The sequence below is a fragment of the Streptomyces sp. S.PB5 genome, assembly GCF_030403745.1.
GTDB lineage: Bacteria > Actinomycetota > Actinomycetes > Streptomycetales > Streptomycetaceae > Streptomyces.
Window position 1 is genome coordinate 236,556 of record NZ_JAQMWP010000010.1, and the last position, 16,006, is coordinate 252,561.

General features: G+C 72.6%; 13 protein-coding genes and 1 pseudogene. 10 read left to right on the forward strand and 4 right to left on the reverse strand.

The genetic code is table 11. The annotated features are described in order from the left end of the window. Positions 1 to 63: 63 nt before the first annotated feature. The 3 genes from PH203_RS26890 to PH203_RS26900 are packed head-to-tail and all read right to left on the reverse strand — an operon-like array spanning position 64 to position 4,201. Positions 64 to 1,242 carry a glutamate dehydrogenase gene (locus PH203_RS26890; protein ID WP_289923076.1) on the reverse strand — a complete coding sequence of 393 codons (1,179 nt, stop codon included), beginning with the start codon at positions 1,240 to 1,242 and terminating at the stop codon, positions 64 to 66. Beyond that, a complete protein-coding gene (locus PH203_RS26895) occupies positions 1,239 to 3,044 on the reverse strand; it encodes a thiamine pyrophosphate-dependent enzyme (protein ID WP_289923077.1) in 1,806 nt (601 codons plus the stop codon). The genes PH203_RS26890 and PH203_RS26895 overlap by 4 nt, the downstream gene beginning before the upstream one ends. Then, complete coding sequence (locus tag PH203_RS26900) at positions 3,044 to 4,201, reverse strand: acyl-CoA dehydrogenase family protein (protein ID WP_289923078.1); 1,158 nt, start codon at positions 4,199 to 4,201, stop codon at positions 3,044 to 3,046. The genes PH203_RS26895 and PH203_RS26900 overlap by 1 nt, the downstream gene beginning before the upstream one ends. Positions 4,202 to 4,386: 185 nt before the next feature. Between PH203_RS26900 and PH203_RS26905 the strand changes: the two genes are divergently transcribed. From PH203_RS26905 to PH203_RS26935, 7 genes and pseudogenes are all read left to right on the forward strand, one after another. Then, a complete protein-coding gene (locus tag PH203_RS26905; RefSeq protein WP_289923079.1) occupies positions 4,387 to 5,211 on the forward strand; it encodes an MOSC N-terminal beta barrel domain-containing protein in 825 nt (274 codons plus the stop codon). Between the two features lie 238 nt (positions 5,212 to 5,449). Then, complete coding sequence (locus PH203_RS26910; protein WP_289923080.1) at positions 5,450 to 6,685, forward strand: MBL fold metallo-hydrolase; 1,236 nt, start codon at positions 5,450 to 5,452, stop codon at positions 6,683 to 6,685. Positions 6,686 to 7,228: 543 nt separating this feature from the next. After that, positions 7,229 to 9,061: pseudogene (locus PH203_RS26915) on the forward strand (ATP-binding protein); the annotation flags it as partial. Between the two features lie 704 nt (positions 9,062 to 9,765). Then, the gene (locus PH203_RS26920) at positions 9,766 to 10,200 is read left to right on the forward strand and encodes a roadblock/LC7 domain-containing protein (protein WP_046257445.1); all 435 of its coding nucleotides are present in this window, start codon (positions 9,766 to 9,768) and stop codon (positions 10,198 to 10,200) included. A gap of 2 nt (positions 10,201 to 10,202) precedes the next feature. Then, on the forward strand, positions 10,203 to 10,574 hold the full coding sequence (locus PH203_RS26925) for a DUF742 domain-containing protein (protein ID WP_289923081.1): 372 nt from the start codon (positions 10,203 to 10,205) through the stop codon (positions 10,572 to 10,574). Then, the gene (locus tag PH203_RS26930) at positions 10,552 to 11,151 is read left to right on the forward strand and encodes an ATP/GTP-binding protein (RefSeq protein WP_194081664.1); all 600 of its coding nucleotides are present in this window, start codon (positions 10,552 to 10,554) and stop codon (positions 11,149 to 11,151) included. The genes PH203_RS26925 and PH203_RS26930 overlap by 23 nt, the downstream gene beginning before the upstream one ends. A gap of 72 nt (positions 11,152 to 11,223) precedes the next feature. Further along, positions 11,224 to 11,799, forward strand: a complete 576-nt coding sequence (locus tag PH203_RS26935) for a GAF domain-containing protein (RefSeq protein WP_289923082.1) — start codon at positions 11,224 to 11,226, stop codon at positions 11,797 to 11,799. A 72-nt stretch (positions 11,800 to 11,871) separates the two neighbouring features. Here the strand turns inward: PH203_RS26935 and PH203_RS26940 are convergent, their stop codons facing one another. Further along, positions 11,872 to 12,480, reverse strand: a complete 609-nt coding sequence (locus PH203_RS26940; protein WP_289923083.1) for a GPP34 family phosphoprotein — start codon at positions 12,478 to 12,480, stop codon at positions 11,872 to 11,874. Positions 12,481 to 12,713: 233 nt separating this feature from the next. Here PH203_RS26940 and tdh point away from each other — a divergent pair, with 233 nt between their 5' ends. The 3 genes from tdh (at position 12,714) to PH203_RS26955 (ending at position 15,968) form a co-directional block, all read left to right on the forward strand. Further along, a complete protein-coding gene (gene tdh / locus PH203_RS26945; protein ID WP_289923237.1) occupies positions 12,714 to 13,742 on the forward strand; it encodes an L-threonine 3-dehydrogenase in 1,029 nt (342 codons plus the stop codon). A gap of 28 nt (positions 13,743 to 13,770) precedes the next feature. After that, entirely contained in the window at positions 13,771 to 14,964 is a 1,194-nt protein-coding gene (locus PH203_RS26950) for a glycine C-acetyltransferase (protein WP_289923084.1), read from the forward strand. A gap of 101 nt (positions 14,965 to 15,065) precedes the next feature. Next, entirely contained in the window at positions 15,066 to 15,968 is a 903-nt protein-coding gene (locus tag PH203_RS26955; protein ID WP_289923085.1) for a LysR family transcriptional regulator, read from the forward strand. The last annotated feature ends 38 nt before the right edge of the window (positions 15,969 to 16,006 follow it).

Genomic DNA, 16,006 nt, shown 5'->3' on the forward strand with positions numbered 1-16,006 from the left:
GAGGGTCGAACACAGCTGCCGGGAGAGCCGCGCCGCCGGACCGGGGGAGTGCCCCGACCGACGTCACCGGTACCAGCCGAACCGCTCGGCGATCACCGGCAGCCGGTCGGCCACGATGGCGTGAGCGGCCGCGCGCGGGGTCGTTCCGTCGGTCTCCGCGCGGGCGAGCATCTGCTCGACCAGGACCCGCATGGAGCGGCGCGTGTGGGCGAACGCCTCGTCCGCGTCGGGGCCGATGTCGCCGAACAGGGTCCACCACCACCAGGCGTTCGTCCCGGAGTTGACGACCACGTCCGGCAGAACGGTCACCCCGCGCGCGGCCAGCAGTTCCTCGGCCTCCGGCCGGACCGGCATGTTGGCCGCCTCGACGATCCAGCGGGCGGTGATCCGCCCCTGGTCGGCCGCGTCGATCGCGTACGACACCGCGGCCGGCACCAGCACCTCCGCCTCGGCCGACAGCCAGGCGTCCCCCGGCAGTTCGAGGTCCCCAGGGCGCAGCACCGCACGGTCCACCGTGCCGTACGCGTCCCGCGCGACGAGCAGCGCCTCGACGTCCAGCCCCGCCGGGTTGGCGATCGTGCCCTTGACGTCGGCGACGGCGACGACCGTGAGTCCCGCGCGCGCGAGGAAGCGGGCCGTGGCCCCGCCCATGGTGCCGAGGCCCTGCACGGCCACCCGTGTTCCCGGGTACGGCACCCCGGCGCGGTCCAGGGCCGCCAGCGCGGACTCGGCGACCCCGCACCCGCCGACCAGCTCGTCCAGCCCTATGCCGTCCACCTCGACGGCGAAAGCGTCCGCGAGCCGCCGCCGTGCCGCCGCCTCGTCGTCGAGGAGGGGATAGACGGCCTGGATCGACGAGACGAGTCCGGCCTCGGCCGCCGCCCGGTCCACCAGGTCCTGGGTGAGGCCGAGATCCTCGCCGGTCGTCCAGAGACCCTCCACGTACGGCTTCATGGCGCGCAGATACCGCACCAGCACCTCGTACGCCGCCGGATCCCGGGGATCGCAGTCGATGCCGCCCTTGGCCCCGCCCAGCGGGATGTAGCGGCCCTCGGGGCTGTAGTGCAGGGCCTCCTTCATCGTCATCCCGCGCGCGAGGCCGGTCACCTCGTCGAGCGTGCAGCCCTCACGCATGCGCAGCCCGCCGCTGGAGACACCGCGCACCAGCCGGTCGACGACCAGGAAGCCCTGGCGGCCGGTGACATGGTCGGTCCAGGTGAGCGACATCAGGGGGGCGGTCATGCGGTCTCCTCGGAAACGGTGATCAGGGTGGGGGCGGGTCTGTCCAGGGCCTCGGTGAGGGACTGGACCAGCTCATCGGCGTTGCACGCGTGCGTGCCGTGGCCGCCGTACGCGCGGGCCAGCGCGGGCAGGTCGACCGGCGGGAGGTCCACCGCGGTGGGTGCGTCGCCGCGCGCTCTCATCTCGTCGCGGATCTCGCCGTAGCCGCCGTTGTCGAACACGACGATCGGCAGCGGGAGCCGGAGCTGTACGGCGGTCGCCAGTTCCTGCACCGTGAACTGCAGGCCGCCGTCCCCGCTGAGCGCCACCACCTGCCGGTCGGGGCGTGCGACCTTGGCGCCGATCGCGGCGGGGAGCGCGTAGCCGAGGGTGCCGAAGCCGGTGGGGTGGAGGTAGCGGCCCGTCGTGCCGATCGGGAGGTGGGGCAGTGCGCCGTAGTAGCAGCACTGGGCGCTGTCCGAGGTGACGACCGCGTCCTCGGCGAGCACGGAACGGATCGCTTCGAGGTACGGGATCCAGCGGGCGTCGCGCGTGGCGGTCTCGGCGTCGCGGGCGGCGCGGAGGGCGCGGACGTCCTCCGGCACGCGCGCGTGGTGCGGTGGCAACTGCGCGGGGGCGAGCGGTGAGTGTCCCGGGTCGAGCGGTGATCGGGCGCGGTCGAGCGGTGATCGGGCGGGGTCGAGTGACGGTTGTGAGGCGCTGAGTGCCGGTCGTGCGGGGTCGAGCCGAGGTTGAGCGGCGTCGACCGGCGGCTGTGGGTGGTCGTGGCTGCCCGGCACGCGCGTGTGGGTCGGCAGCTCCGGCAGCAGCGCCTCCAGCACGGCACGCGCGTGCCCTACAAGAGGCACGTCCGCAGGGGCGCCCGCGTACATCTGGTCCGGGTCGATGTCGATCCGGACCAGCGTGCCGTCGAGCGGAGGCGGCGGCGCCCAGAAGTCGGACTCGGCGAGCTCGGTGCCCACCGCCACGACGACGTCCCGGGAGACGAGCCACTTCTGCACCGCCGCGCTGTGCAGCGAGACCCCGAGGGACAGGGGGTGTGTCTCGGGGACGCAGCCCTTGCCGTTGGCCGTGGTGACCACGGGGGCGCCCAGGCGTTCGGCGAGAGCGAGGCAGGGCTGCCGGGCGTCCCGCGCGCCGCCGCCGAGGACCAGCGCCGGGCGCTCAGCGGCGGCGAGGGCCCGCGCGGCCTCCCGTACCGCGAACGGGTCCGCAGTCACCCGGGGCAGCGGCGGGCTGATGCGGGCGGGGCCGACACGCTCCGCGGCCTCCAGCAGATCGAGCGGGATCTCGATGTGCACGGGGCGTGGCCGGCCCGTACGGAACAGGGTGAACGCCCGCGCCACGGCGGCGTCGATCTCGCCGACCGAGGAGACACGATGACTGAACGCGGCCACGCCCCGCAGCGCCTCGGTCTGGCTGCGCGTCTCGTGCAGCAGGCCGGTCGACAGGCGCGGGTGGCGCAACGGCATGCCGGGCGAGACGACGAGCAGCGGCACGCTGTCCGAGTAGGCCTGCCCGACGGCCGCGGCGGCGTTGAGCAGCGCGGGCCCGGTCGTCGTGAGGACGACTCCGGGACGTCCCGTCACGCGCGCGTACCCGTCGGCCGCGTACCCGGCGCCCTGTTCGTGGCGGGGCGTCACATGCCGTATGCCGTAGGCCGCGAGATGCCGGTAGATCTCCAGGTTGTGGGTGCCGGGGATGCCGAAGACCCGGGTCACGGCGTGCCCGCACAGGGCGCGTACGAGGGCTTCGCCGCCGGTGAGGAGCTCGTCCCCGGCCGCTGTCATGGCGTGTCCCATCACAGGCTCCGCGAGATGAGGAGGCGCATGATGTCCGAGGTGCCCTCCTCGATCTCCTCCAGCCTGGCGTCCCGCATCCACTGCTCGACCGGGAACTCCCTGGAGTACCCCCAGCCGCCCAGGGTCTGCACCGCCGCCCAGGTGCAGTACGCGGCGGTCTCGGACGCCGTCAGTTTCGCCATGGCGGCCTCGGCGGTCGCGTCCAGACCTGCGTCCAGGCGCTTGGCGGCCCGCCAGGTCATCAGCCGGGCCTGCTCCACGCGCGTGCGCATGTCGGCGAGACGGAAGGCGACCGCCTGGTGCTCGACGATCGGCTTGCGGAACTGGCGTCGCTCGCGGGCGTAGTCGCGCGCGTACTCGTACGCGGCCCGCGCGACGCCTGTCGCGGCGGCGCCCAGCACCACGCGCGAGATGTCGAAGGTGCGCATCAGCCCGTGGAAGCCCCGGCCCTCCGCGCCGAGCCGGTGCTCCTCGGGGACGAGGACGTCCCGGAGGAAGACCTCCCGGCACACGATCGCGCGCTGGCCCATCTTCCGCATGGGCTCGCCGAAGGACAGCCCCTCGGTGTCCTTGCGGAGCAGGAACGCGGTCACGCCCCGCGAGCGCTGCGTCGGTTCCGTCTTGGCGAACACGACGTACTGCTCGGCCTCGCCGGCGTTGGAGATCCATGCCTTCTGGCCGTTGAGGCGATAGCCGCCGTCCGTGCGGTGGGCGGTGGTGATGATCGAGGCGGCGTCGGAACCCGCCCCCGGCTCGGTCGTCGCCAGGGCCGTCATCGGAGTGTCGGGGCCGGTCAGCGGGGTCAGCCAGGTCCGCTTCTGCTCCTCGCTGCCCAGTTCCAGGACGGGGTCGGCGAAGAAGCCGTTCGAGCAGAGCAGGTTGCCGATTCCCAGGTCACCGACGCACAGCTCCTCCTGCACGAGGCACTGGGTGAAGACGTCGGTGAAGCCGCCCCCGCCGTACTCCTCGGGCAGCATGAAGCCGGTGATGCCGACCTTCGCGGCCTTGCGCCACAGGTCCCACGGTGTCTCCACGTCCGCCTCGTCGACGGCACGCGCGCGTGGCCGAATCTCCTCACGTGCGAACGCGCGCACGAGGTCCACGATGTCGCGCTGCTCCTGACGGAACGGGACCAGTTCGGTGGGGAGGTCGGACACGGTGCCTCCATGCGGGCCGCGGGGGATGCCCGCCGACGGACGGTTACTGAATCGCCAGTCAGTATCGGAATGGGTGTCGGGCCCTGTCAACGCGTGCGGGGCGAGTGCGAAAACCGGTTGGCGGGCGCCCGGGCATCCTCGATAGGTTCGCTCGGGGAACGTGCTGGCCGTCGGAGGGGGCGGACATGGCCGACGTCGTCGAGTTGTCGTACTACCCGGTCAAGGGCTGTGCCGGGATCTCGGCGAGCGAGGCGATGGTGACGCCCGCCGGACTCGCCCACGACCGTGCCTTCATGGTCGTCAGCGAGGAGGGCGTCTTCCGGACCCAGCGGCGCGCTCCCCGGCTCGCGCTGATCCGGCCCGGCATCGACGTTGGCGGTGAGCGGCTCACACTGCGGGCGCCTGGACAGGGCGAGGTGGCCGTCGACGTCGACACCACCGGGGCGCGGCGGCCGGTCGACCTGTTCGGGACGCCGTACCGGGGCATCGACCAGGGCGACGGCGTGGCCCAGTGGCTCACCGAGGTGCTCGGTGTCCCGAGCCGGCTCGTGCGGGTGCCGCCGGAGCACGACCGGATGACCGACGGCAGGGTGCCGGGCAGGGCGGGCTGGGCCGACAGCGGCGCGCTGCACGTCCTGTCGCGGTCCTCCCTCGACCTGCTCAACGAGAAGATCGCCGAGCGGGGCGGGGAGCCCCTGTCGATGAACCGTTTCCGACCCAACATCGTGATCGGCGGCTGGGACGAGCCGCACACCGAGGACCGGGCCCACCGCATCCTGATCGGCGGCACCGAACTGGCCTACGCCAAGCTCGCCATCCGCTGTGCGGTCACCCTGGTCGACCAGGAGAACGGCATCAAGGACGGGCCGGAACCCATCCGGACCCTGGCGGGATACCGGCGTGGGGCCGTCGGCACGGTGTTCGGCGCGAAGTTCTCGGTGCTGCGGCCCGGGAAGGTCGCGGTCGGGGACGCGGTGGATGTGACGGGGTGGGGCGAGCCGGAGCGGTAGGGGCAGCGGGCAAGGGGGGCGTGATCGTCGGTACGTCAGGAGTGCGGGGCAGGGGTCTCGTCGCGACTGCCCTGACCGTCAGGACCGCCGTGACCGCTCTGACGGTCACGACTGCCGTGGCCGCTGTGGCCACCGTGACCGTCCTGACCGCCATGACCAGTGCTGATCGGGGCTGATCGAGGTTTGTCGGAGGGGCCGACCATAATGGAATGCCTCACCGACTCCACCTGGAGGTACCGTGTCCGGTTTCCGTTCCCTGAGCGCCGGGCTCCGAGCGCTGCAGCCCGATGCCTTCGGCGTGGATCCGAGCGGTGAGCGCCTCGCGCGCATCCACAGGTCGCCGCACTTCAAGGACGGGGTCTTCCAGAACCCCGGCGGCGTCACCCGCACCCGGCCCTCGGGGTCGACCGTGGAACTCGCCAAGGTCTACTTCGACAAGGACGAACGGCCCCGCCGCGCCCCCAAGGGCCGGATCCCCGTGCACGCCACCACACTCGCCGACATCGCCCGGCCGCCCGCGACCGGACTGCGGCTGACCTGGATGGGCCACTCCAGCGTCCTCGCCGAGATCGACGGACAGCGGGTGCTCTTCGACCCGGTCTGGGGCGAGCGCTGCTCCCCGTTCCCCTTCGCCGGCCCCAAGCGGCTCCACCCGGTACCCCTGCCGATCGCCGCTCTCGGCCCGGTCGACGTGGTCGTCATCTCGCACGACCACTACGACCACCTGGACATGCCCACGATCAAGGCACTGGCCGACACGGACACCCTGTTCGCCGTGCCCCTCGGCGTGGGCGCCCATCTGGAGCACTGGGGCGTCTCCGCCGACCGGCTGCGCGAGCTGGACTGGCACGAGGCGACCACGGTCGGCGGCCTGACCCTCACCGCCACCCCGGCCCGCCACTTCTGCGGCCGCGGCCTGCGCAACACCCAGCACACCCTCTGGGCCTCCTGGGTCGTGGCCGGCGAGGAGCACCGGGTCTACCACAGCGGCGACACCGGCTACTTCGAGGGCTTCAAGGAGATCGGCGCCCAGCACGGCCCGTTCGACGCCACGATGATCCAGATCGGCGCGTACAGCGACTTCTGGCCGGACATCCACATGACCCCCGAGGAGGGCATGCGCGCCCACCTCGACCTCCAGGGCGGACCCGCGGCCGGTCTGATGCTGCCGATCCACTGGGCCACCTTCAACCTCTCCACGCACGCGTGGGCGGAGCCGGGGGAGGGGACCGTCGCGGCGGCGCGTGCGGTGGGTGCGCGGACCGCGCTGCCCCGGCCGGGCGAGCCCTTCGAGCCGACCGCCGAGACCGTGCCGAACGAGCCGTGGTGGCGCGGGGTCGCCCAGGCACCGGAGGGTGGCTGGCCCGTCGATGCGGCGGTCGCCGAAGCTGTCCCCAAGGCCGATACGGTGCGTGACGTTCCCGGTGTGGAGCCCGAGGGCACCGGGGAGCCCGAGGCCGTGCCCGCGGGCTGAGCCCGGGCCGGAGAACGGCGTACGGCGAGGGCCGGAGAGCGAGATGCTCTCCGGCCCTCGCCGTCTCTTCGTGACCGCATCTGACCAGGTTCGATCAGAGTTTCGCTCTTCCGGAGCGGATGATCGAGGGGCTTATCGGGCTGTCGTACGAGGCCTCATACCAGAGCGGGACGCTCTCCGTACGAGTTTGTCAACTGCCCACCGCACATGAAGCGTTGCCGACTACTGTGAGTGTCCGTCGGACGACGCGGTACCGGTTTTTTCGGCGCTCTCGACCGACACCGCGATGGCGCATGCCCTGCCGGGGGCGCCGTGGAGCCGCGAGCCGGAGGAGGGAGTCGAGGCGATGGGGATTCCCCCAGCTCGACCGCGACCGGGAGCCGGGGGAAGCCGGTGACCGACGACCGCGTCGGAGTGCGCGCCGCCCGCAGCGAGCGCACCCGGGAGGCGACGGGAGCGCGACCCGGGCCCCGGGAGCCCGGCCGCGGACGCCCGAGCCCGCCCGGCAACCAGGCCCGACGGACCACCAGTACGAGGACACCGATGTCTCAGCTCCGCGCACCGGCGGCACGCGCAGACCGCCGCGAAGGCGGCCGGCACGGAAAGCCCGCCGCCCGGCCCGTACCCGCGCTGCCCGAGACCCACATACGGCCCCAACTGCTGCGGCTCGCCGTGCTGCCGCCCATCGCGGTCGCCCTCGCCGCCTCGGCAGCCGTCCTCTTCACGATCCGCTCCACCGGAGCCCGCCCCGGACTCATCCTTGGAGGAGTCCTCGCGGGCGCCGTCTCGGTGGCGCTCGCCGGCATCCTCATCGCCGCCGTCGCCGCGGACCGCGCCGCCAAGGCGGTGAGCGACCGCATCGGCGCACTGCGGCGCGGCAGCGCACGTGGCGAGGCCGAACTGCGCGCGCTCGTCGAGGCCTTGCGGCGCGGCGAGGGAGCGCCCCAGCGCAAGCCGCGCGGCGGGCCCCCGGACAACGCCGACGACTTCGAGCTGCTCGCCGCCGACCTGGCCCGGGCGCACGACGGCGCCGTCACCGCGGTCGTGGCGGCCGCCCAGCTGTCCAGCCAGGCGGGCAGTGAACAGAAACTGGAGGTCTTCCTCAACCTCGCCCGGCGGCTGCAGTCGCTGGTGCACCGCGAGATCTCCATCCTCGACGAGCTGGAGAACGAGATCGAGGACCCCGACCTGCTCAAGGGGCTCTTCCATGTCGACCACCTCGCCACCCGTATCCGGCGCCACGCCGAGAACCTCGCCGTGCTCGGCGGGGCCGTCTCACGCCGCCAGTGGAGCCACCCGGTCTCCATGACCGAGGTGCTGCGCTCGGCCATCGCCGAGGTCGAGCAGTACTCCCGGGTCAAGCTCGTGCCGCCCATCGACGGCACCCTGCGCGGACACGCCGTGGCCGATGTCATCCATCTGCTCGCCGAACTCGTCGAGAACGCCACGGTGTTCTCCGCCCCGCACACCCAGGTCCTGCTGCGCGCCAACCTCGTCACCTCCGGGCTCGCCGTCGAGGTCGAGGACCGCGGCCTCGGCATGCCGGTCGGCGAGCAGAACAAGATGAACGCGCTGCTCGCCGACCCCGACCAGGTCAATGTGGCGAGCCTGCTCGCGGACGGACGGATCGGACTGTTCGTGGTCTCGCAGCTCGCCCGGCGGCACGGCATCAACGTCCGGCTGCAGACCAACATCTACGGCGGTGTGCAGGCCGTACTCGTCGTGCCGCAGGGGCTGTTGGGCGCGGATCCCGACATGCCCGGCGCCGTACCGCGGGTGCCGTCGCCGTCGCCGTCGCAGCCGCCGACCCCGGCACCCCCGGCAGGGGCGCCGCAGGGCTCGGCGGGGACGACCGGGGTTCCCGTGGCGCCGCAGCAGTATCAGGGAGCGGGAACCGGAAGAGGGGGCGCGGACCCGAGGACCGGGGCGGGGGCCGGCGGCCCTGCCGGATCCGTGTCCGACACCGGGGCCCAGCGCGTCGTACCCTTCGCCTCGCCCCGTCGGCAGCAGCCGGACGCCCCACGGGCGGCGGCGCCGGGGCGGGACGCCTCGGGTGCGGTACCGCTGCCCGTGCGCGGCACCCACCAGGAGCGGCCCAACCCGGCGGAGGCCGTGCCCGGCATCCGGCCCGACGACCGGCCGCTCGTCGTGGAGAGCACCTCGCTGCCGCCCACCCCGCGCACCGGCACCGTCCGCGGCACCATGGGCAAGCCCCAACTGCCCCGCCGCCGCGCCCAGGAGCACATCGCCCCCCAACTCCGCGACGGCCCGGCGGCACCGCGCCCCGAGACCGAGTACCTCGCCGGGCACGACCCGGGTCTGATGGCCGCCTTCCAGCGGGGCATCGGCCTCGCCGAGGCGCAGCAGCACATGGAGGCGGAGGAGACGGAGTCGACCTCGCGTATGGACGCGGGGTATCTGGACGCCGGGCGCATGGGCGGCGGGCACATGGATGCCGGGCACGTGGACGCGGGGCGCATGGGCGGCGGGCACATGGATGTCGGGCCCATGGGCGGCGGCCACACGGACGTCGGCCCCATGGATACCCTGGGCCCCGCCCCGACCACCATGGGCGGTACGCACATGGGCTCGGCCCACACAGGCGTCACGCAATCGGACGGAACCCGCTCGGACACGGCCCCCTTGGACACGGCCCACGCGGGCACGGCCCACTCGGGCACGGCCCACTCCGGGATCGGGCGCCCGGCGCCGACGCGCCCGGGGCCGGCGTACCCGGACTCACCCGCCACGGAGCCCGCCCGTACGGGGGAGTCCGCCCGCACAGGGGCCGCCCACACCGACCTCCCGCAGCCCGCACCCGCGCCCCTGGACCTCACCCACCAGGACGCCCCCCACCGGGACGCCTCCCTCCGAGACCGGTCGCCGAACGACGTCCCCGCCATGGAGCCCGGCCGGATAGCCGACGTGCGCGGCGCGCGGGACGGCATGTCCGCGGTCCGGCCCGATCACACCACCCCCACCCGGCACGACGGGAGCGCAACCGCCGGATGACCACCCCCGTTTCCACCCCACCCCCCAGCGCTCCCGCAGACCTTCGTACCTCAAGGAGTCGATCCACCATGGCGAGCGAAGCGCCGACCGGCCATGTATCCGATCTCGACTGGCTGATGAGCGGCCTCGTGCAGCGCGTACCGCACACCACCAGCGCGGTCCTCCTCTCCTGCGACGGCCTCGTGAAGTCGGTCCACGGACTCGACACCGACAGTGCCGACCACATGGCCGCCCTGGCCTCAGGGCTGTACTCCCTCGGCCGCAGCGCCGGAGTCCGCTTCGGTGACGGCGGAGACGTCCGCCAGGTCGTCGTCGAACTGGACTCGACCCTGCTGTTCGTGACCACCGCCGGCTCCGGCACCTGTCTCGCCGTCCTCGCCGGCCGTGAGGCCGACGCGGCGGTCCTCGGTTACGAGATGGCGATGCTGGTCAAGAGCGTCCGCCCCTATCTGGTCACAGCGCCCCGGCAGCACGCAGGCGAACCCACGGCGATGAGGCCTTGAGCGTGGCCATGGCCGGCGACGGGCCCTGGCTCGACGACGCGGCCGGACGCCTGGTGCGCCCCTTCACGGTCAGCAACGGCCGCACCCGGCCCACCATCGCCCTCGACCTCCTGTCGCAGGTGATGGTCACCGGAGCCACCCCCCTCGGCTACCTCGGCCCCGAGCACACGCAGGCACTCGACCTGTGCCGCGCGCCCGTCTCGGTCGCCGAGGTCGCCGCCCATCTGAAGCTGCCGGCGGCCGTCACCAAGGTGCTGCTGTCGGACCTCGTCGACTGCGGGGCGCTCACCACCAAGCCCCCCGAGTTCACCCACAACCCGACTGACCGGGCCCTTCTGGAGGCAGTGCTCGATGGACTACGACGACAGCTCTGACCCATTCCCCACCGCACTCAAGATCCTGGTGGCGGGAGGGTTCGGAGTAGGCAAGACGACCTTCGTCGGTGCGGTCAGCGAGATCGCGCCGCTCAGCACGGAGGAACTGCTCACCACGGTGAGCGCCGCGACCGACAACCTCGACGGAATCGAGAACAAGGTCGAGACCACCGTGGCCATGGACTTCGGCCGCATCACCCTCGATCCGGAACATGTGCTCTACCTGTTCGGCACGCCCGGGCAGGAGCGGTTCTGGTTCATGTGGGACGAGCTGTCCGAGGGTGCGCTCGGCGCGGTCATCCTCGCCGACACCCGCAGACTGGAGGACTGCTTCGCCGCCGTCGACTTCTTCGAGCAGCGCGGCCTCGGCTTCATCGTCGCGATCAACGAGTTCGACGGTTCGTACCGCTATGACCCGGAGGAGGTCCGCGCCGCCATCGACCTCGCCCCGGAGATCCCCGTCGTCCGCTGCGACGCCCGGATCTCCAGCTCCGGCGTCCAGACCCTGCTGACCCTCGTACGCCATCTCATCGCGCACGCGCCCGCGCCCGCCCCGAGCCACGGCGCCCACATGTGATCCCCGTACACACCCTCTACACACCCTGATGGAGCCGCATATGACCCACACCCACAGCGACGGAACCCGCCGATGAGCTACGACCCGGTGCGCCCCGCCGGTCGTCTGCTGCTGACCCCCGAGGACAAGGAGGCTCCCGCGCGGGCCCGCCGACTGCACGGGCTGGGTCTGGGCGAGCACCCGGAACCGGCCCTGGACGCGTTCGCGGACCGGCTCGCCGAGCTGACCGGAGCGCCGTACGCCATGGTCAACTTCATCGACGAGAACCGGCAGTTCTTCGCCGGACTGCACACCCCGGACGTCCGGCCGGTGGTGAGGACCGACGAGACCAAGCCGGAGCTCGGCCGCCATCTGGAGCGCGACCACGGCTTCTGCCCCCATGTGGTGGTCCGCCGCAAGGCCCTGGTCCTGGAGGACGTCTGCGACTACCCGCGGTTCGCCGGCAATCCGGTCGTCGACGAGTTCGGCATCCGCTCCTATCTGGGCGCACCGCTGATCGACCGGACGGGGATGGTCCTGGGCACGGTGTGTGTCGTCGACGTCGAGCCGCGGCCCTGGGGGAGGGCCGGGCTGGACACCATCAAGTCGGCCGCGGCGGAACTCGTCGCCAAGGTGGAGCGGATGGAGGCGGACGGCCTCCCGCTCTGAGGCGCTGTTCGCCCGGAGGCCCTGTTCGCCCGGAGGCCCTGTTCGCTCTGAGGCCCTCGCCGCTCCGAAGGCTCAGACCCCGCCCCGCCAGATGTTGTCGAACGCGGAGTTCTCTACCGCCCGTCGCTGGCGGACGCCCTCCAGTTCCATCACCGCGTCCCCGACGGCCGCCAGTACGGCCGTGACCGTGTCGTCGGTCAGGTCCTCAAGGGTCTCCGCCCGCTCGTCCTGCAGCCCGGCGGCGGTGGCCAGCGTGGTGAGGACAGGCTCGGCCGATGCCAGGCGCTCTTCGGCGCGGGTCCGCTCCGGGGAGTCGAGCAGCACCGTGCGCCCGCTGCGCACCGGGATACGGCGGCCCCGCTCCCGAGTCGCCAGCCCCTCCGACTCCAGGGCCGAGGAGTACGCCGCGGACAGGCCCTCGCCCCGCCGCCACAGCCAGTCCTCGACCGCCTCGTACGGCTCCTGTCGTACGAACGTGGCGGCCGCCTCGTCCAGCAGAGGGTCCCCGGTCTCCGGCGGCGCCCCGGGCACGATGCGGTCGGAGTCGACGACGAGCGCACCGGCCTCGACGAGGTCCAGCAGCTCGGCACCCGCGAGCGCGAGCGAGACATCGCCCTGCTCGAGCGGGGTGCCGGGCGACGCGGCCAGCGCCAGTACAGCGAGATCACGTGCGGCGTTCATGTGCGGCTCCCCGTCGGTCCGATGCGTTCCTGCCGATGTCAACGGGCATCCCGGGGCCGGTGTTCCCGCCGGGCGCGGCAGGCGTGAAGCAGAGCTGCGGCCCGGGTTAAGAAAACCTCGATGGACCTCAGGCGGTGCCGTACGGCAGATTGCTACGCGATCCCACCCTCTTCCCGGACGCGGGCCGCCCCGGCATGCCCGCGCACGGGTTCTCACGCACAGGAGCCGTAGCGTTGAAGGCGCTGGTCAAGGAGAAGGCGGAGCCCGGGCTGTGGCTCGCGGACGTTCCGGAGCCCGCCGTCGGTCCCGGCGACGTACTGATCAAGGTGCTGCGCACCGGGATCTGCGGCACCGATCTGCACATCCGGTCCTGGGACGGCTGGGCGCAGCAGACGATCCGGACGCCGCTGGTGCTCGGGCACGAGTTCGTCGGCGAGGTCGTGGAGACCGGCCGTGACGTCACCGACATCGCCGTCGGCGACCGGGTCAGCGGCGAGGGCCACCTCGTCTGCGGCAAGTGCCGCAACTGTCTCGCCGGGCGCCGCCATCTGTGCCGGGCGACCGTCGGTCTCGGCGTGGGGCGCGACGGGGCCTTCGCCGAGTACGTCGCGCTGCCCGCCGCCAATGTCTGGGTGCACCGCGTCCCCGTCGACCTCGACGTCGCCGCGATCTTCGACCCGTTCGGCAACGCCGTGCACACCGCGCTGTCGTTCCCGTTGGTCGGCGAGGACGTGCTCATCACCGGCGCCGGGCCGATCGGCCTGATGGCGGCCGCGGTCGCCCGCCACGCGGGTGCCCGCAACGTCGTGATCACCGATGTCAGCGAGGAGCGCCTGGAGCTGGCCCGCAAGATCGGTGTCAGCCTGGCGCTGAATGTGGCGGAGCATCAGATCGCCGACGGGCAGCGGGAGTTGGGGCTGCGGGAGGGCTTCGACATCGGCCTTGAGATGTCCGGCCGCCCCGAGGCGATGCGCGACATGATCGCCAACATGACGCACGGCGGCCGGATCGCCATGCTCGGCCTGCCGGCCCAGGAGTTCCCGGTGGACTGGGCCCGGATCGTCACCTCGATGATCACGATCAAGGGCATCTACGGCCGGGAGATGTTCGAGACCTGGTACGCGATGTCGGTGCTCCTGGAAGGCGGCCTCGACCTCGCCCCCGTGATCACCGGCCGGTACGGCTACCGCGACTTTGAGGCGGCGTTCGCGGACGCCGCGAGCGGCCGCGGCGGCAAGGTCATCCTCGACTGGACCGCGTAACTTCCCCACTGCTTCAGGAGCTTCTGTCATGTTCGACTCCGTGCGCGAGGACCTGCGCGCCACCCTCGACGAGATCCGCGCCGCCGGTCTGCACAAGCCCGAGCGCGTCATCGGGACCCCGCAGTCCGCGACCGTCGCCGTCACCGCGGGCGGCCGCCCCGGCGAGGTCCTCAACTTCTGTGCCAACAACTACCTCGGCCTCGCCGACCACCCCGAGGTCGTCGCCGCCGCCCACGAGGCCCTGGACCGCTGGGGCTACGGCATGGCGTCCGTGCGCTTCATCTGCGGCACGCAGGAGGTGCACAAGGAGCTGGAGGCGCGGCTGTCGGCGTTCCTCGGCCAGGAGGACACGATCTTGTACTCCTCCTGCTTCGACGCCAACGGCGGTGTCTTCGAGACCCTGTTGGGCCCGGAGGACGCGGTCATCTCCGACGCCCTGAACCACGCGTCGATCATCGACGGCATCCGGCTGTCCAAGGCCCGCCGCTTCCGCTACGCCAACCGTGATCTGGCCGACCTGGAACGGCAGTTGAAGGACGCCTCCGACGCGCGCCGCCGACTGATCGTCACCGACGGCGTGTTCTCCATGGACGGTTACGTCGCCCCGCTCCACGAGATCTGCGACCTCGCCGACCGCTACGACGCGATGGTCATGGTCGACGACTCGCACGCCGTCGGCTTCGTCGGCCCCGGCGGCCGCGGCACCCCCGAACTGCACGGCGTCATGGACCGCGTGGACATCATCACCGGCACCCTCGGCAAGGCGCTCGGCGGCGCGTCCGGCGGCTATGTGGCGGCCCGCGCGGAGATCGTCGCGCTGCTGCGCCAGCGCTCCCGCCCGTACCTGTTCTCCAACACCCTCGCCCCGGTGATCGCCGCCGCGTCCCTGAAGGTGCTCGATCTGCTGGAGTCGGCGGACGACCTGCGGGTGCGGCTCGCCGAGAACACCGCCCTGTTCCGCCGCCGCATGACCGAGGAAGGCTTCGACATCCTCCCCGGCGACCACGCCATCGCGCCGGTGATGATCGGTGACGCGGCGGTCGCGGGCCGTATGGCGGAGCTGCTGCTGGAGCGCGGCGTGTATGTGATCGGCTTCTCGTACCCGGTCGTGCCCCAGGGCCAGGCCCGTATCCGTGTCCAGCTGTCGGCCGCGCACTCCACCGACGACGTCGACCGCGCCGTGGACGCCTTCGTGTCGGCCCGGGCCGAGCTGGAGGTCTGAGTGAGATGCCTGAGCGCGAGGCGTGAGCGGGAGGCGAGGTGAGAGGGCGGGGGTGAGAGGCCTGGGCAGGAACACGCGGGGCATTTGAGACAATCGATCCCATGATCGAAGCGCGGCGGCTCCACATCCTCCGTGCGGTGGCCGACCACCGCACGGTGACCGCGGCTGCCGCCGCGCTGTATCTCACGCCCTCCGCGGTCTCCCAGCAGCTGACCGCGCTGGAACAGGAGACGGGACACCGCCTCGTCGAGCGCGGCGCGAAGGGCGTACGGCTGACCGCGGCCGGCGAGATCCTGCTCAGCCACACCAACGCCGTCCTCGCCCAGCTGGAGCGCGCGGAGGCGGAACTCGCGGCGTACGGCTCCGGCGAGGCCGGCACCGTCACCGTCGCCTCCTTCGCGACCGGCATCGCCCTGGTCGTCGCCCCGGCCGTGGCCCGCCTCGCCGACACCGCGCCCGGCGTCCACATCCGCGTCCAGGACGCCGAGGGCTACGCGAGCCTGCCGATGGTGCTGGACCGGCAGGTCGATGTCGCCGTCGCCGTCGAGTACCGGGGCGCGCCCGCGGCCGACGACCCACGCCTGACGCACGTACCCCTGTACGCCGAGCCCTTCGACGCCGTCGTACCGATGAACCATCGCCTCGCCGACAGGGAAGAGGTACCGCTGGCCGAACTGGCCAAGGACCCGTGGATCGGCCCGTACCCAGGCAACCCCTGCCACGACGTGGTGGTCCTGGCCTGCGAGCACGCCGGCTTCGAACCCCGTCTGGAGCACTCCTCGGACGACTTCCGCGCCGTCGTCGCCCTCGCCTCGGCCGGCGTCGGCGTGGCCCTGGTGCCACGGTCCGCGCTGCGGGGCATGGACCTCGCGGGCGTGGTCGTACGCCCGGTCGACGGAGCGGCACCCACGCGGAGGGTGTTCGCGGCGGTGCGGCGGGGGGCGGAAGGGCATCCGCTGATCCGGACGGTGCTGGGGGCGTTGGGGGACGCGGCGGGAGCGTAGGCCTGCGTTTCCTGCCTCGACGGCGGGACGCGAGGGGA